This window comes from Massilia arenae (assembly GCF_008014745.1).
In the GTDB taxonomy this organism is placed as follows: Bacteria; Pseudomonadota; Gammaproteobacteria; order Burkholderiales; family Burkholderiaceae_D; genus Telluria; species Telluria arenae.
Genome location: NZ_VPFD01000017.1, coordinates 26,422 through 41,642, shown reverse-complemented (window position 1 = coordinate 41,642; position 15,221 = coordinate 26,422). Strand labels below are relative to the sequence as shown.

The window sequence follows — 15,221 nt, the reverse complement described above, 5'->3', positions numbered from 1 at the left end:
TTGCTGTCGGATGTCGCGACTTGGTTCGCTACTCAAGCGCGCAGCCGCGCGCTCAGTTTCGTCGATGCGGATTCGGCGACGGCCGCCATGATGGCGTCGACCGCTTCGTCCTGCAGCGTCGATTGAGTATCTTGCAAGCTAAAGCGGAAAGCAAGGCTTTTTTCATCCGTCCCCAAGCCCTTGCCGCGATATTCATCAAACAAAACAACGGCTTGCACGATCTTGCCTGCAGGATTGGCGGCGATCTCGGCGTTGAAGGCATCGATCACCAACTGGGCCGGAACGTCCTGCTTCACCACCAGCGCCAGGTCGCGCGTGGCGCCCGGGAACTTCGAAATCTCGGTGTAGCTCGGGACCACGCGCTCGCACAGGGCAGCGGCATCGACTTCGAACAGCACCGGCGCCTGCGGCAGATCGTATTTCTGCAGCCAGCGCGGATGCAGCTCGCCGACCAGGCCGATCTGCTTGCCGTCCAGCTCGACCGTGGCGCAGCGGCCCGGGTGCAGCGCCGGGTGCTCTGCCTTGGTGAAACGCAGCTGGCGCGGTGCGAACAGCGCTTCCAGGTCGGCTTTTACGTCGAAGAAATCGACGGCGCGGGTCGCCAGGCCCCATTGCTCGTCGGCGGCAGGACCGTAGGCGATCGCGGCCACGCGCTTGGGCTGCTCGTAGCCGGCCACCGCCAGCGGGCCATCCTGGACGTTGCTATTGCGCATGAACACGGCGCCGACTTCGAAGGCGCGCACGCGGCCCGCCTTGCGGTTGATGTTGTAGCGCACATTGGCGACCAGGCTGCCGATCAGGCTCGAGCGCATCACGGAGAGCTGGCTGGCGATCGGGTTCTGCAGGCGGATCGGCTCGAGGTTGCCGGCGAAATCGGCCTCCCAGGCGCTTTCGACGAAGCTCATATTGACCACTTCCTGGTAACCCAGGTCGGCCAGCTGGTGGCGGATCGCGAACAGCGAACGGGTGTTTTCCGGTTCGATCAGCATGGCGCTCGGGGCCACCGGCGGATTGGCCGGAATGTTCTCGAAGCCGTAGACGCGCGCAACTTCTTCGATCAGGTCTTCCTCGATCTCGATGTCGAAGCGGTACGACGGCGCCGTCACCAGGAAGGTGCCCTCGCCGCGCGTGAATTCCAGTCCCAGGCGGGTGAAGATGTCGGCGATCAGCTCGTCGCTCAGCGGCACGCCGATGACTTTTTGCGCGCGCGCGGTGCGGAGTATCACCGGCTGGCGCTGCGGCAGATTGACGACCTGGTCGTCGACCGGGCCGACTTTGGTCTCGCCGGTGCCGCAGATCTCGACGATCAGCGCGGTGATGCGCTCGATATGGTCGGGAATGGTCGCGTAGTCGACGCCGCGCTCGAAGCGGTGCGCCGCGTCGGTCGAGAAGTTATAACGGCGGGCGCGGCCCTGGATCGCGTTCGGCCACCAGAAGGCCGCCTCCAGGTAGATGTCGGTCGTGTCCAGCGAGACGGCGGTGGAATCGCCGCCCATGATGCCGGCCAGCGATTCGATCTCCTTATCGTCGGCGATCACGCCGACCCAGTCATCGAGCTCGACGGTATTGCCGTTCAGCAGCTTGAGCGATTCGCCCTTCTTGCCCCAGCGAACGTCGAGCGAACCGTGGATCTTGGCTAGGTCAAACACGTGCGACGGACGGCCGACTTCCAGCATCACATAGTTGGAGATGTCGACCAGGGCCGACACCGAGCGCTGGCCGCTGCGTTCCAGGCGGCGCTTCATCCATTCCGGGGTGGCCGCGCGCGCGTTCAGGCCGCGGATCACGCGGCCGGCGAAACGGCCGCACAGGTCAGGCGCCGACACCTTGACCGGCAGGATTTCGTCGCTGCTCACCGGCACGGCGCGCGTTGGCGCCAGGTTCAGGGGCGAACCGGTCAGGGCCGACACTTCGCGCGCCACGCCCAGCACCGACAGGCAGTCGGCCTTGTTCGGGGTCAGCTTGATGGTGAATTTCAGGTCGTTCAGGCCCAGATAGTCGCGGATGTTCTGGCCGACCGGCGCGTCTTCCGGCAGTTCCATCAGGCCATTGCTCTCTTCCGAGATGCCCAGCTCTTTGCTTGAACACATCATGCCTTGCGACTCGACGCCGCGCAGCTTGCCGACCTTGATCTCGAACGGCTTGCCGTCGGCGCCCGGCGGCAGCAGCGCGCCGGCCTTGGCGCAAATCGCCTTCATGCCGGCGCGCACGTTCGGCGCGCCACACACGATGTTCAGCAGGGTGCCGGTGCCGGCATCGACCTGGCACACGTTCAGGCGGTCGGCGTTCGGGTGCTTCGCCACTTCGACGACGTGCGCCACGACCACGTTCGAGAACGGCGGCGCGACGGCTTCGACCTCTTCCACTTCGAGGCCGGACATGGTCAGCAGATGGGACAGCTCATCCGAACTCATCTTCGGATCGACGATGGAACGGAGCCAGTTTTCCGAGAATTGCATATTCTTTTTACCTCAGCTTCGCAAATTAATTGAACTGCTTCAGGAAACGCAGATCGCCTTCATAGAACAGGCGCAGGTCATTGATTCCATAACGCAGCATCGTCAGGCGCTCGAGGCCGGAGCCGAACGCGAAGCCGATGAACTTTTCCGGATCCAGTCCGAAGTTGCGCACTACGGTCGGGTGCACCTGGCCGGCGCCCGACACTTCCAGCCAGCGGCCCTTGAGCGGACCGGAACCGAAGGCGATGTCGATCTCGGCCGACGGTTCGGTGAACGGGAAGTAGGACGGACGGAAGCGCACTTGCAGGTCGTCGGTCTCGAAGAACGCCTTGACGAAGTTCAGGTACACGCCCTTGAGGTCGGCAAAACTGATGTCCTCGCCGATCCACAGGCCTTCGACCTGGTGGAACATCGGCGAGTGGGTGGCGTCGCTGTCGACGCGGTAGGTGCGGCCCGGCGCGATCACCTTGATCGGCGGCGTGTGGGTGCGCGCATAGCGCACCTGCATCGGGCTGGTGTGGGTGCGCAGCAGCAGCGGCTTGCCGGTGCTGTCATTGCCCTCGATATAGAACGTGTCCTGCATCGAACGCGCCGGGTGATTTTCGGGGCTATTCAGTGCGGTGAAGTTGGTCCAGTCGGTCTCGATCTCGGGACCGTCGGCGACGTCGAAGCCGATCGAGCGGAAGATCTGCTCCACGCGTTCCCAGGTGCGCATCACCGGGTGGATGCCGCCCTTCGAGCGGCCACGGCCCGGCAGGGTCACGTCGATGCTCTCGGCGGACAGGCGCAGCATCAGCTGCGCGTCGGCGAGCGCCTCGCGGCGCGCGGTCAAGGCCTGTTCGATTTTTTCTTTGGCGGCATTGATCAGGGCGCCCTGCGCCTTGCGCTGTTCAGGGTCGAGCTTGCCGAGGCCCTTCATGAGGTCGGTCACCTGGCCGGTCTTGCCCAGGTACTTGGCTTTCGCATTTTCGAGCGCGGCGGCGTCCGCGGCGGCAGCGAAGTCGTTCCTTGCCGCGACGACGAGTTCTTCCAAGTTCATGCTTGTTCTTTTCCTGTTTTTCGTTGGCGGGAGACGCCAGAATCAAAAACGGGGCACAGGTGTGAACCTTGCCCCGCTTCTAGTGCGCCATATCGCTATGGCGCTTCTTGCTAGCAGACTGAATTAAGCAGCCAGCTTGGCCTTGACGGCGCTGACGATCGCGGCGAATGCCGGCTTGTCATGCACAGCCATGTCGGCCAGGACTTTACGGTCCAGTTCAATCGCGGACTTTTTCAGGCCGTTCATGAAGGCGCTGTAGGTCATGCCGTGCGAACGCGAAGCCGCGTTGATACGGGTGATCCACAGTGCGCGGAAGACGCGCTTCTTGTTGCGGCGATCGCGGTAGGCATACTGGCCAGCGCGCATGACTGCTTGCTTGGCAACACGGTATACCTTGCTGCGGCGACCACGGTAGCCTTTGGCAAGATCAAGGACTTTCTTATGACGGGCACGTGCAGTAACCCCACGTTTAACTCTAGGCATGTTAGCTCCTTAGTGTGAGATTAAGCAGACGGCATCATACGCAGAACGCTAGTCACGTCCGACGCATTGATGTTACGGGTGCCGCGCAGTTGGCGCTTGTTCTTGGTGGTCTTCTTGGTCAGGATGTGGCGCTTGAACGCCATGCCCGACTTGACGGTACCGCCCGGACGCACGCGAAAACGTTTCTTCGCGGAGCTCTTGGTTTTCATTTTTGGCATAGTCATCTGTCCTCGCGGACAGCCTCATATGGGACAGGATTGCAGGTGGCAGCAACGCTGCTCTTGGATGCCTACTTTCACTTGTCTTGCAGCAGAAGCGAGTCTGCTACAACCCGTTTCTAAAAACAGGAATCGCAGATTGTAGCACAGGTTTTGGGGAATAGGATGGTCGCCGGCAACTCATCCGGCGATCCGCACACCGCCCGCGGGGCACGGACGTGTGAAAGCCGGGCCACGGCAAGGGCTTTCACCCCAACCACGGACCCGGCCGTGTATCTGCTTCGCTCGAAGAATTACTTCTTCTTCTTCGGTGCAACCACCATGACCATCTGGCGGCCTTCGAGTTTCGGGAACTGCTCGATCGTGCCAACCGCTTCCAGATCGGTGCGCAGGCGCTCAAGCACGCGCAGGCCGATGTCCTGGTGTGCCATCTCGCGACCGCGGAAACGCAAAGTGATCTTGGTCTTGTCGCCTTCTTCCAGGAATTTGATGAGGTTGCGCAGCTTGATGCTGTAGTCGCCTTCATCGGTACCCGGACGGAACTTGATTTCCTTGACCTGGATGATCTTCTGCTTGAGCTTGGCTTCGTGGGCCTTCTTCTGTTCCGAATACTTGAACTTGCCGTAGTCCATCAGGCGGCAAACCGGAGGGACCGCATTTGGCGCGATCTCAACCAGGTCGACGTTCTTTTCTTCGGCCAGACGGAACGCTTCGGCCAGGGTCACGATGCCCAGCGGCTCGTTGTCCACACCGTTCAAACGCATTTCCGGATGGGTGATTTCGCCATTAATGCGATTCTGCTTGTCAGTAGCTATGTCATTTCCTTTGAATGTATTGGTATTGGCCGGGATTATTTCGTCTTGGCGGCAACTTCGCCAACCAGACGCTCCACGAGCGTGTCGATGGGCATCACACCCAGATCGACATTACCGCGGGCTCGCACAGCCACTGTGTTCGCGTCCTTTTCCTTATCCCCAACAACGAGGATATACGGCAGTTTTTGGACGGAATGTTCACGTATTTTATAGGTGATCTTCTCGTTTCGCAAATCAGCGTGCACGCGCAGGCCTGCCGCGCGCAGCTTTGCCTCGACCTGCTTGACGTAATCGGCCTGTGCATCCGAAATATTCAGGACTGCGACTTGCACTGGAGCAAGCCAGAGCGGCAGCGCGCCGGCGTAGTTTTCGATCAGGATGCCGATGAAGCGCTCCATCGATCCCACGATCGCGCGGTGCAGCATCACGGGAACCTTGCGGGTATTGTCTTCTGCGACATACTCGGAACCGAGGCGACCCGGCATCGAGAAGTCCACCTGCACGGTGCCAACCTGCCATGGACGACCCAGGCTGTCCTTCAGGTGATATTCGATCTTCGGACCATAGAAGGCGCCCTCGCCCGGCAACTCGGTCCACTCCACGCCGCAGGCGCGCAGCGCCGAACGCAGCGATTCTTCGGCCTGGTCCCAGACCTCGTCCGAGCCGATGCGGCTATCCGGACGCAGCGCCAGCTTGACGTCGATATTGGTGAAGCCAAAGTCGTCGTAGACACCCATCGCCTGGGCGTGGAATTCGGTGACTTCGCGCTCAACCTGGTCTTCGGTACAGAAGATGTGACCATCATCCTGGGTGAAGCCGCGCACGCGCATCAGGCCGTGCAGCGCGCCGGATGGCTCGTTGCGGTGGCACTGGCCGAATTCGCCGAAGCGCAGCGGCAGGTCGCGGTAGGAGCGCATGCCGGAGTTATAGATCTGCACGTGACCCGGGCAGTTCATCGGCTTGAGCGCGTACGAGCGGTTTTCCGACTCAGTGGTGAACATATTGTCACGGTAGTTTTCCCAGTGACCGGTCTTTTCCCACAAGGTGCGATCGAGGATCTGCGGGGCCTTGACTTCGCTATAGCCGCTGACCTGATACTTGTGGCGCATATACTGCTCCACCTGTTGCCAGACAGTCCAGCCCTTCGGATGCCAGAACACCAGGCCCGGCGCCTCTTCCTGGAAGTGGAACAGATCCAACGCCTTGCCGAGCTTGCGGTGGTCGCGCTTTTCCGCTTCTTCCAGCATGTGCAGGTATTGCTCCTGGTCTTCCTTCTTGGTCCAGGCGGTGCCGTACACGCGCTGCAGCATCTCGTTCTTCGAGTCGCCACGCCAGTAGGCGCCGGCCAGCTTCATCAGCTTGAAGACCTTGATCTTGCCGGTCGACGGCACGTGCGGGCCGCGGCACAGGTCGGTGAAGCCGCCTTCGCTGTACAGCGACACGTCTTCATTGGCCGGAATCGAGGCGATGATCTCGGCCTTGTAGTGTTCGCCGATCGACTTGAAGTAGGTCACGGCTTCGTCGCGCGGCAGCACCTTGCGGGTGACCGGCTCGTCCTTCTTGGCCAGCTCGACCATTTTCTTTTCAATGGCGGCCAGGTCGTCCGGGGTGAACGGGCGCTTGTACGAGAAGTCGTAGTAAAAGCCGTTCTCGATGACCGGACCGATGGTGACCTGGGCTTCCGGGAACAATTCCTTGACCGCATAGGCCAGCAAGTGGGCGGTCGAGTGACGGATCACGTCCAGGCCTTCCGGATCGCGGTCGGTCACGATCGCCAGGTCGGCGTCGGCGTCGATCAGGTGCGAGGTGTCGACCACCTTGCCATTGACCTTGCCGGCCAGGGCCGCCTTGGCCAGGCTCGGGGCGATACTCTGCGCTACCTGGGCCACCGTCACGGGGCCGTCGAATTGACGGCTCGAGCCATCGGGAAGTCGGACGTTCAGCATGCTGCTCTCCAATTGGCGTAGGCGCCGGTGAAAAATAAACAAAAAGATAACGAAAACGTAAAAGACGAAAAAAAACGCGGCACTAGCCGCGTTTCTCTGTTGTGTCGAGCAAAAGCACACCCCATCGCGTCTAGCGATTCCCCCACAACCAGGTTGTAGTTCGCGGTGTCATAACCGTTGATGCCTTTCTCGCTCTTACATGTGTACTGGTGGGCGGTGCAGAATTCGAATCTGCGACCCCTTGGATGTCGACCAAGTATTCTAACCAGCTGAACTAACCGCCCGATGCCGCCATTATAGGGACCGCGTCGCGGAACCGCAACCCTCGCACGGAAATAGTTGCCGCGGAGTCCGCCCACGCCCTGCGGCGCAGGATGCTTTACACTTCGACACCAGGCCCATATTTACTTCTTGCGATGAACTTGAAACAGCTCGACCCTTCCCACCTGCACGCCCACCTGGACGGCGACGCCAGCCATTCGCACTCGATCGAGGCGCGCAGCCAGAAGGCGCTGGCGGTCGCGCTCGGCCTGACCCTGCTGTTCGCCGTGGTCGAAGTCATCACCGGCTTCATCTCCAATTCACTGGCCCTGATCTCGGACGCCGGCCATATGGTGACCGACGCCGCCGCCCTCGGCCTGGCCCTGCTGGCCCAACTGATCGCCAAGCGCCCGCCGTCGGCCCGCCACTCCTTCGGATTCGTGCGCGCCGAGGCGCTGGCCGCCTTCGTCAACTGCCTGGCGATGCTGGGCCTGGTGGCCTGGATCGGCTACGAGGCCGTGCAGCGCCTGCTTCATCCCGAGCACGTGCAAGGCGGCATCGTGCTGGTGGTCGCGGCCCTGGGCGCCTCGATCAACCTGCTGGTGGCCTGGATTCTTTCCCGTAACAACGACAGCATCAATACCCGCGCCGCCCTGGTCAATGTCATGGGCGACCTGCTGGGCTCGCTGGCGGCGATCGCCTCCGGCGCCATCATCTATATCACCGGATGGTTGCAGGCCGACCCGATCCTGTCGATCTTCGTTGCCCTCTTGATCCTGCGCTCGACCAGCGGCATCTTGCGGGAGTCGTACCACTTCCTGATGGAAGGCGTGCCGCATGCGATCGACTACGTGCAGGTCGGCGCCGACATGGCGGCCGTCGACGGCGTGCTGGCCGTGCACGATATGCACGTGTGGGATATGTCGCCGGGCCACCCGGCCCTGATCGGCCACATCGAGATCCGCAGCCTGGAAGAATGGCCGCCGGTGCTGGAAGCGGTGCGCGCCATGCTGCGCGAGCGCCACGGCATCGATCACGTGACCCTGCAGCCGGAGGCGGCCGGAGGCAAGTCGCTGTAGGCCGCTCCGTGTAAGCCGATGCCGACCCGGCGTGCAGGCGCGCGCCGATAGCCCGGCCGTTTGCCGTTCGGGATAATCGACGGCATGGAACTCAAACCAAATGTATTCGACACGCTGATCGTCGGCGGCGGCCCCGGCGGCCTGACCGCCGCCATCTACCTGCACCGCTTCACCCGCAACGTGGCCCTGGTCGACAAGGGCAATAGCCGCCTGGGGTGGATTCCCGTCTCGCACAATTACCCCGGCTTTCCGGATGGAATCAACGGCAAGCTGCTGCTGGACCAGCTGCGCTGCCAGCTCGGCAATTATGGCGGGCACGTGATTCCCGGCGAAGTCGTCGATCTGCGCATCGAGGATGGCTTGTTCGTGGCCGACTGCTGCAGTCCCGAGGGCGATTTGACGACCTTGCGCGCGCATACGGTGCTGCTGGCAACCGGGGTGGCCGACGCCGGCATGCCGGTCGAGCGCTGGGAAGAAGCCGTGGCGGCAGGCGCCGTGCGGCTATGCCCCGTGTGCGACGGCTTCGACGTGATCGACAGGCGCATCGCGGTGGCGACGTCCGAAGTCAATCCGGTGGGCCACGCGCTGTTCATGCGCAGCTTCAGCAGCGACGTGTGGTTGTTCGAACGGGCCGAGGAATCGGCCGTCAACGCCGAGGAAAAGCGCCAGCTGGGGGCGGCGAACGTGCGCCACATCACCTCGCCGCTGGCCGGCGTGACCCTCACCGACGACTTGCGACCGGTGCTGCACACGCGCGATGGCGAGGATTACGAATGCGACGTGTTCTATCCGATGCTGGGTGAAAGCGCGAGGTCGGGCCTGGCGAATGCGCTGGGCGCCGAAACGGTCGAGTGCGACAAGCTGCTGGTGGACGACCACTGCCGCACCTCGGTGCCGGGACTGTTCGCCATCGGCGACGTTACGCGCGGACTGAACCAGATCGCGGTGGCGGCGGGCCAGGCGGCGATTGCGGCCACGACCATCCACAACACGCTGCCCTGGGCCTTGCGCGCAAGCCCGTCTTGAGCACTCGATCAGGCCGCGGGCGTGCCGTCGTCGCCCATGCGCGCCCGCGCCAGTTGCCAGTCCATGTCCTGCATGATTTGCATCAGGCTACGCGCCGTCACCTTGGGCAGGGCCGACTCGGGCGCACTGCGCGCCGAACGCCCTCCCGGGTCGGTGAAATCGCTGTACTTCACTTCTCCCGGCACTGCCTTGAGGATATCGGCGATCCTGGCATCGGCAAGGGCCAGGCCGGCGCCGCCATCGCTCAGTTGCGCCCCATAGGCGCCACGCTCCCGATGGGTGACGCCGGAATCGTAAATCGTCGCCACGATATTGCCGCCCACCGTAATCTGGGCATAGATCTTGTCGGGATGCGCGTCGGCGTAGCGCCGTGCTGCCTCATAGCGCGCGGCCATCTGTTCCTCGTGCAGCTTGACCTCGGCGACCAGTTCGTCGGGCATCTTGAAGGCCAGGTCAGGCTGCTTTCTGGCCAACTCGCCAAGGGAAGTAATCGCGCCTTGCACGCGGTAGGGACTGGGGGAATCGATGCGGGTCGTCATGATCTGCTCCATGGTATGGGTGAGGTGCCGTCGGCTTGATCGGATACCACCCAGCTTACGACCATCGCCACCGGATCAAACGATCGATTAACCAAGGTTTACATACGCATAACGACGAATAGTCCGGGCACCCCGCCGGCAGACCGCTAGTTCTCGCCCGAGACCAGCGCGATGCGGCGCCGGATGCCCTCGACCGCCGCCGTGTCGCCGGCGGCCCTGGCACGCTGCTCCTGCACCCCGAGCCAGGCCAGCAAGGGCCGGCGCCAGCCCTGGTTCGACGCCGTGTCGGCCGCCAACTCGATGCCCTGCGGCGTCATGCGCCCGGCCTTGAACAGCGCCCCGGCCGCAACCATGCGCGACAGCGGGTCTTCGATCTTGTCCAGCGCTCCACCGCCGACCACGGCGCGATGCTGCTCGGGCAGCAGCGCCACGTCCAGTCCCTCCCACTGCCCCGCCAGGTAGGCGGCGTAGGTACGCTGCGCCGGCGTGGCGTCGGCGGTCAGCGCCGCATAACCGGGACAATCCTCGAACACCAGGCTGGCCGCCTGCGCCGCGCAACGCACCAGCTCGACCTGGGCCACGCGATCGGGCCGGCCGGTGGCCGCCGTCTCGGCGCGCGCCTCACGGAATTCCGATGCCGCCGCTGCCGTATGGCCCTTCAGGTAATCGTCGACCGAGGCGTCGAGCGCGCCCTTGGCGTTGGCCTGCCAGTCGGGCGGCAATGGCTTGCTCGCGCAGCCTGCCAGGGCGGCTGCGATGACTATATATGCGATCTTCATGGCAGCTTGATCTCCTGGCTACTCCGTGCGAACGGCCATTTCCGGTTAATCTCCTCGACCAGGCGATTCACCTTGCGCAAGCTGGCGTCGACCTCGCCGCGCAGGGCGCCCAGGTCTTCGGTGGCCTCGCGCGTGTTCGCGCCCACCGCCTGGGCCTCGACCAGCACCGCGTCGACCTTCTTCAGCGTGGTGCTGGCGTCCTGCAGGACCACGTCCAGCTGGCGGATCGCGGCTTGCGTGTCGTCCATCACGCCGGCCTTGCCGAACACGCGCTGGTCGGCCTTGGCCAGGATAAGGTTGACCCGGTCCAGCGCTTCCATGAGCTTCTTCGCCTCTTCATCGCCGCCCAGCGCCCCACCGAGCACGCCGTAGCGGCCCGACATGCGCCCGGTCACCGCCGACAGGTTGGCCAGGCTGGCGTTGACGTCGGAGCCCGATGCCGTCATGGTTTCCAGGTTTTCCAGCAGCGCCCTGGCGGTGGCGACGATGCGTGGGATCTCGGCGGTGGCGTCGCCGCGCAGCACGGTACGGGTGGAATTGGGCGGCAGCGGCGCGTCGGTCAGCACGCCGGTGTAGGCGCGCAGGCGGGTCTCGCCCACGATGCTCGACTCCAGCGTGAACACGCTCGAGGCACGCAGCCACTTGGCATCCTTGCTCTGGACGTCGACCGTGATCTGCACCTTGCCGTCGTCGCCCAGGTCGACCTGGCGCACGCGCCCGATCGGAAAGCCGGCGAAGGTCATGTCCATGCCGGGGATGACGCCGGACGAATCCTCGGCCACCAGGGTCAGGCGCTGGGTCGGCTCGAACACGCCGCGCGCGTACATCACGTACAGCACGAAGCCCGCGATCATGAAACCGAGCAGCACCAGCAGGATCACCGCCTTGGCTTCGACGTTCTTCGGTTCGTCGGGGATGGATGGATCGGGAGTCAGGTCCGGCATGGTGTTCTTCTTCAAGGATTCAGATGTATTTCAGGGCCAGCGAGCCGGCCTCGATCACGATCAGCACGAACAGCAGGCGCAACGCGCCGGGCTGCACGCTGGTGGCCAGGGCGCGCGGATAGCGCTGCAATTCGAGCACGGCGGCAGTGGGGATCAGGGCCACGGCCAGGCCGAACAGCACCGTCTTGAGCACGAAGCCGGCCGTCACCACCGGCGCGAACACGCGGCCCACGGTGCGGGTGTAGTCGGGGATGCCCCAGGGCGACAGGCCATACACGTTCAGGTAGGCCAGCAGCAGCACGATGATCGACGTGACCATCGCCAGGGACAGCACCGCCACCGCATTGGCGATCAGCTGCGGCACCAGGTCGCGCCGCACGCGCCTCAGCGCTTCGTCGCTGGCGGCGCGGATCGACAGGCCGGAACGGGCCAGACCCAGGGCCGAGGCGTCGAAGGCCATGCTGGCGCGCAGGGCCACGAACAGCGCCGCAGATAGTGGAATCAGCTCCAGCACCAGCACCCGCACCACTATCTCGAGGGCGAGGCCGGACAGGCCGTAGCTCTTGGCCGTGACCAGCACGATGCGGATGATGACCAGGCTGACCAGGCAGGACGCCAGCGTGAACCAGGGCAGCACCTGCCAGGTGCTGGCGTGGATGTGGCGCGCGGTGGCGTGGAAGCTCGCGCGGCGCCAGGTGGAGGGCGAGAGCGCCGTGACGACGGCGATCGCGCCCAGGTGGATCATGTACCACCAGCTGCGCAGGTAGCGCGCCAGGTAGGCGGGCCACAGGGTAGGTTGGGCGATGGGCGGGATCGTTCGCGGCATGGGCAGAATGATACTTCGGTTGCAAGGGATTGCGCGGACTCGTGACAAATGATTACGTTCGTGGTGAGCATGTCACTTGGGTCCCCGCCTGCGCGGGGACGACGTGCATACGTACTTGGTCAAAGCTGATCAGCATGCACAGCGCATCACTAGATCAACGTCGTTCCCGCGCAGGCGGGAACCCAAGTCTGCACGCACACCTACTGCCTCCTCGCCTCCATCACCCCCGACACCTCCATGATCGCCGCCAGCGCCTTCTGCGCCTGCGCCGTCGACCCGATCTCCGCCGTGAACACCATGCGCGCCTGCCCCTTGGCGCTTTGGGTATTCACCCCGATCACATTGATCTTCTCGCGCGAGAACACCTCGGAGATGTCGCGCAGCAGGCCTTGCCGGTCTTGCGCCAGGATGAACAGGTCGACCGGGTACACGGTTTCGACCCCGGCCATCCCCCACTCGACGTGGATCACGCGCTCGGGCGACTTGGCCTGCATCTCGGCGAAGTTCTTGCAACTGAGGCGATGGATCGAGACGCCCTTGCCGCGCGTGACGAAACCGACGATCGGGTCCGGCGGCGCTGGTTTGCAGCACTTGGCCAGCACCGTCATCAGCCCCTCGGTGCCCACCACCAGCACGCCCGACTTGGCGCCCTGCTCCACGCTCGATGCACGGCTTTTATTGACCACCGCCGCGTCTTCGACGGGAGCCGGCTCGGCGCCTTCATGCAGCGCCGCTTCCACGTGGCGCAGGCTGAATTTGTCCTTGCCGACCTCGATGAACAGTTCGTCCACCTTGGCGAAGCCCAGCTTCTGCGCCAGCAGCTCGAGGTTGACCGCGGTCTTGCCCTCGCGCTGGAGAGATTTCTCGACCGCAGCGCGGCCCTGGGCCAGGGTCTCGGCCTGGTCCAGGGCGTGGAACCAGGCGCGGATCTTGGAGCGGGTGCGGCTGCTGGCCGCATAGCCGGGACTGAGCCAGTCGCGCGACGGCCCCTGGCCGGCGGCGCCACCCTTGGCGGTGATGATCTCGCAGGTCTGGCCGTTCTTGAGCTGGGTATTCAGCGGCACCATCGTGCCGTCGATCTTGGCGCCGCGGCAGCGGTGGCCGACGTCGCTGTGCAGGTGATAGGCGAAGTCGATCGGCGTTGCGCCGACCGGCAGCTCCAGCACCCGCGCCTGCGGCGTCAGCACGAAGATGCGGTCGTCCAGGCTGGTCGCCTTGAGCTTCTCGACCCATTCCTTCTGCAGGTCTTCCTGGCCGGCCACGGCGTCGGTGACGTCGGTCTTCCAGGCCAGCAGCTGGCGCAGCCAGGCGATCTTCTCGTCATAGGCCTGGCTCTTGAAGTTGGAGCCGCCCTCTTCCTTGTAGCGCCAGTGGGCGGCGATGCCGTACTCGGCGAAGTTGTGCATCTCTTGCGTGCGGATCTGCACTTCGAGCGGACGGCCGTCGTCGGCCGTCACCACCGTGTGCAGCGAGCGGTAGCCGTTCGGCTTGGGCCGCGAGATGTAGTCGTCGAACTCCTTCGGCACCGGGGTCCAGATATTGTGGATCACGCCCAGCACCGTGTAGCAGGTCTTGATGTCGGGCACGATCACGCGGAAGGCGCGCACGTCATAGAGCTCCGAGAAATCGAGCTCCTTGCCGCGCATCTTGCTCCAGATGCTGTAGATGTGCTTCGGCCGTCCCGAGACGTCGGCCTTGATGCCGGCCGCGGCCAGTTCGTTTTGCAGGCGCGCGATCGACGAGGCCACGAAGCTCTCGCGCGACATGCGCTTCTCTTCGAGCATCTTGGCGATGCGTTTATAGGTGTCCGGCTCGATGAAGCGGAAAGCCAGGTCTTCCAGCTCCCATTTCAGTTGCCAGATGCCGAGCCGGTTGGCCAGCGGCGCATAGAAATCCAGCACTTCGCGGCCATAGGCGCGCGTGACCTCGTCGAAGCGTTTATGTTCGGCGAAGTAGCGCAAGGTGGCGGCGCACGAGGCCAGGCGCATCAGGACCACGCGCATGTCGGTGGCCATCGCCAGCAGCATCTTGCGCAGCGTTTCGTTCTGGGCCGCGGCCTGCTGGGCCGCGTTCTTGCCGCTGCCCACCGGCGCCTGGCCGGCGGTCAGGTCGCGCAGGCGGATCAGCTGGTGCACGCCCTGCACCAGCGCCGCCACCTCGGGGCCAAAGCGCTCCTCGATGCGTCCGAAGGTGGAAGGATCCATCAGCGCCAGCTCGAACAAGAGGCCCGCGATGCGGGTCTCGGCGTCGGTGTTCAGGTAGGCCAGGGTGCCGGCCGCGCCGAGCGAGAACTCGAAGGCGCCCTGGCCCGAGGCCGCAACCCGTTCGCCATAGCCCGCGGCCGCGTACTCGAGCGCCGCGTGCACGCGCACGCAGTCCTCCTGCCCCAGTCCCTGGACCAGGCCGCTGTTGACGTCGCCCAGCAGGGCGGTCGATACCATACGACGGCGCTGCCTTAGCGCAGGCCGGCGATGACGCAGACCTCGACCAGGCAGGCGGGGTTGGCGAGCTTCGCTTCGACGGTCGCGCGCGGCGGGGTATGGCCCTGCGCCACCCACTCGTCCCAGACGCTGTTCATGCCGGGGAAGTTGTCCATGCTGGAAATGAAGATCTGGCAGGAGAGGATGCAGGTCTTGTCGCTGCCGGCCTCGCCCAGCAGGCGGTCGACGTGACCCAGCACTTCGCGCATCTGCTCCTCGATGCCCTGGCTGGTGTCTTCGGCGATCTGGCCGGCCAGGTAGATGGTGTCGTTGTGGATCGCTACTTCGGACAGTCGTTTGCCTACATGCAGTCGTTTGATTTCCATG

At 64.1% G+C, this 15,221-nt stretch carries 14 protein-coding genes and 1 tRNA gene; 2 read left to right on the top strand and 13 right to left on the bottom strand.

The window, feature by feature from the left end:
* Positions 1 to 32: 32 nt before the first annotated feature.
* The 7 genes from pheT to FVD38_RS16345 all read right to left on the bottom strand — a co-directional run bounded on the left by pheT (position 33) and on the right by FVD38_RS16345 (position 7,244).
* Positions 33 to 2,459, bottom strand: coding sequence for a phenylalanine--tRNA ligase subunit beta (pheT, locus tag FVD38_RS16375; RefSeq protein ID WP_147935802.1), 2,427 nt, complete (start codon positions 2,457 to 2,459; stop codon positions 33 to 35).
* Positions 2,460 to 2,484: 25 nt separating this feature from the next.
* Positions 2,485 to 3,498 carry a phenylalanine--tRNA ligase subunit alpha gene (pheS, locus tag FVD38_RS16370; RefSeq protein ID WP_147935801.1) on the bottom strand — a complete coding sequence of 338 codons (1,014 nt, stop codon included), beginning with the start codon at positions 3,496 to 3,498 and terminating at the stop codon, positions 2,485 to 2,487.
* 123 nt (positions 3,499 to 3,621) lie between these two features.
* Positions 3,622 to 3,981: a 50S ribosomal protein L20 gene (gene rplT, locus FVD38_RS16365; RefSeq protein WP_137174286.1), complete on the bottom strand. Its 360-nt coding sequence runs from the start codon at positions 3,979 to 3,981 to the stop codon at positions 3,622 to 3,624.
* Positions 3,982 to 4,001: 20 nt separating this feature from the next.
* Positions 4,002 to 4,199 (bottom strand): 50S ribosomal protein L35, encoded by a 198-nt coding sequence (rpmI, locus tag FVD38_RS16360; RefSeq protein ID WP_057262756.1) that lies wholly within the window; start codon positions 4,197 to 4,199, stop codon positions 4,002 to 4,004.
* 293 nt (positions 4,200 to 4,492) lie between these two features.
* Positions 4,493 to 5,050, bottom strand: a complete 558-nt coding sequence (infC, locus tag FVD38_RS16355) for a translation initiation factor IF-3 (RefSeq protein WP_267874131.1) — start codon at positions 5,048 to 5,050, stop codon at positions 4,493 to 4,495.
* Positions 5,050 to 6,960: a threonine--tRNA ligase gene (gene thrS / locus FVD38_RS16350; protein WP_147935799.1), complete on the bottom strand. Its 1,911-nt coding sequence runs from the start codon at positions 6,958 to 6,960 to the stop codon at positions 5,050 to 5,052. Before thrS ends, infC begins: the two co-directional genes overlap by 1 nt.
* 207 nt (positions 6,961 to 7,167) lie before the next feature.
* Positions 7,168 to 7,244: transfer RNA gene (locus tag FVD38_RS16345), tRNA-Val, on the bottom strand.
* Positions 7,245 to 7,376: 132 nt separating this feature from the next.
* Between FVD38_RS16345 and FVD38_RS16340 the strand changes: the two genes are divergently transcribed.
* On the top strand, positions 7,377 to 8,300 hold the full coding sequence (locus tag FVD38_RS16340; RefSeq protein ID WP_147935798.1) for a cation diffusion facilitator family transporter: 924 nt from the start codon (positions 7,377 to 7,379) through the stop codon (positions 8,298 to 8,300).
* Between the two features lie 84 nt (positions 8,301 to 8,384).
* A complete protein-coding gene (locus FVD38_RS16335) occupies positions 8,385 to 9,326 on the top strand; it encodes an NAD(P)/FAD-dependent oxidoreductase (protein ID WP_147935797.1) in 942 nt (313 codons plus the stop codon).
* An 8-nt stretch (positions 9,327 to 9,334) separates the two neighbouring features.
* Here the strand turns inward: FVD38_RS16335 and FVD38_RS16330 are convergent, their stop codons facing one another.
* The 6 genes from FVD38_RS16330 to FVD38_RS16305 all read right to left on the bottom strand — a co-directional run bounded on the left by FVD38_RS16330 (position 9,335) and on the right by FVD38_RS16305 (position 15,220).
* Positions 9,335 to 9,865: a hypothetical protein gene (locus FVD38_RS16330; RefSeq protein ID WP_147935796.1), complete on the bottom strand. Its 531-nt coding sequence runs from the start codon at positions 9,863 to 9,865 to the stop codon at positions 9,335 to 9,337.
* Positions 9,866 to 10,011: 146 nt separating this feature from the next.
* Positions 10,012 to 10,644, bottom strand: a complete 633-nt coding sequence (locus tag FVD38_RS16325) for a hypothetical protein (RefSeq protein WP_147935795.1) — start codon at positions 10,642 to 10,644, stop codon at positions 10,012 to 10,014.
* Positions 10,641 to 11,588, bottom strand: coding sequence for an MlaD family protein (locus tag FVD38_RS16320; protein WP_147935794.1), 948 nt, complete (start codon positions 11,586 to 11,588; stop codon positions 10,641 to 10,643). The genes FVD38_RS16325 and FVD38_RS16320 overlap by 4 nt, the downstream gene beginning before the upstream one ends.
* 19 nt (positions 11,589 to 11,607) lie before the next feature.
* Complete coding sequence (locus FVD38_RS16315) at positions 11,608 to 12,414, bottom strand: MlaE family ABC transporter permease (RefSeq protein WP_147935793.1); 807 nt, start codon at positions 12,412 to 12,414, stop codon at positions 11,608 to 11,610.
* Between the two features lie 200 nt (positions 12,415 to 12,614).
* Positions 12,615 to 14,855, bottom strand: a complete 2,241-nt coding sequence (locus FVD38_RS16310; protein WP_147935792.1) for a RelA/SpoT family protein — start codon at positions 14,853 to 14,855, stop codon at positions 12,615 to 12,617.
* A gap of 14 nt (positions 14,856 to 14,869) precedes the next feature.
* A complete protein-coding gene (locus FVD38_RS16305; RefSeq protein WP_147935791.1) occupies positions 14,870 to 15,220 on the bottom strand; it encodes a RidA family protein in 351 nt (116 codons plus the stop codon).
* Position 15,221 lies beyond the last annotated feature (1 nt).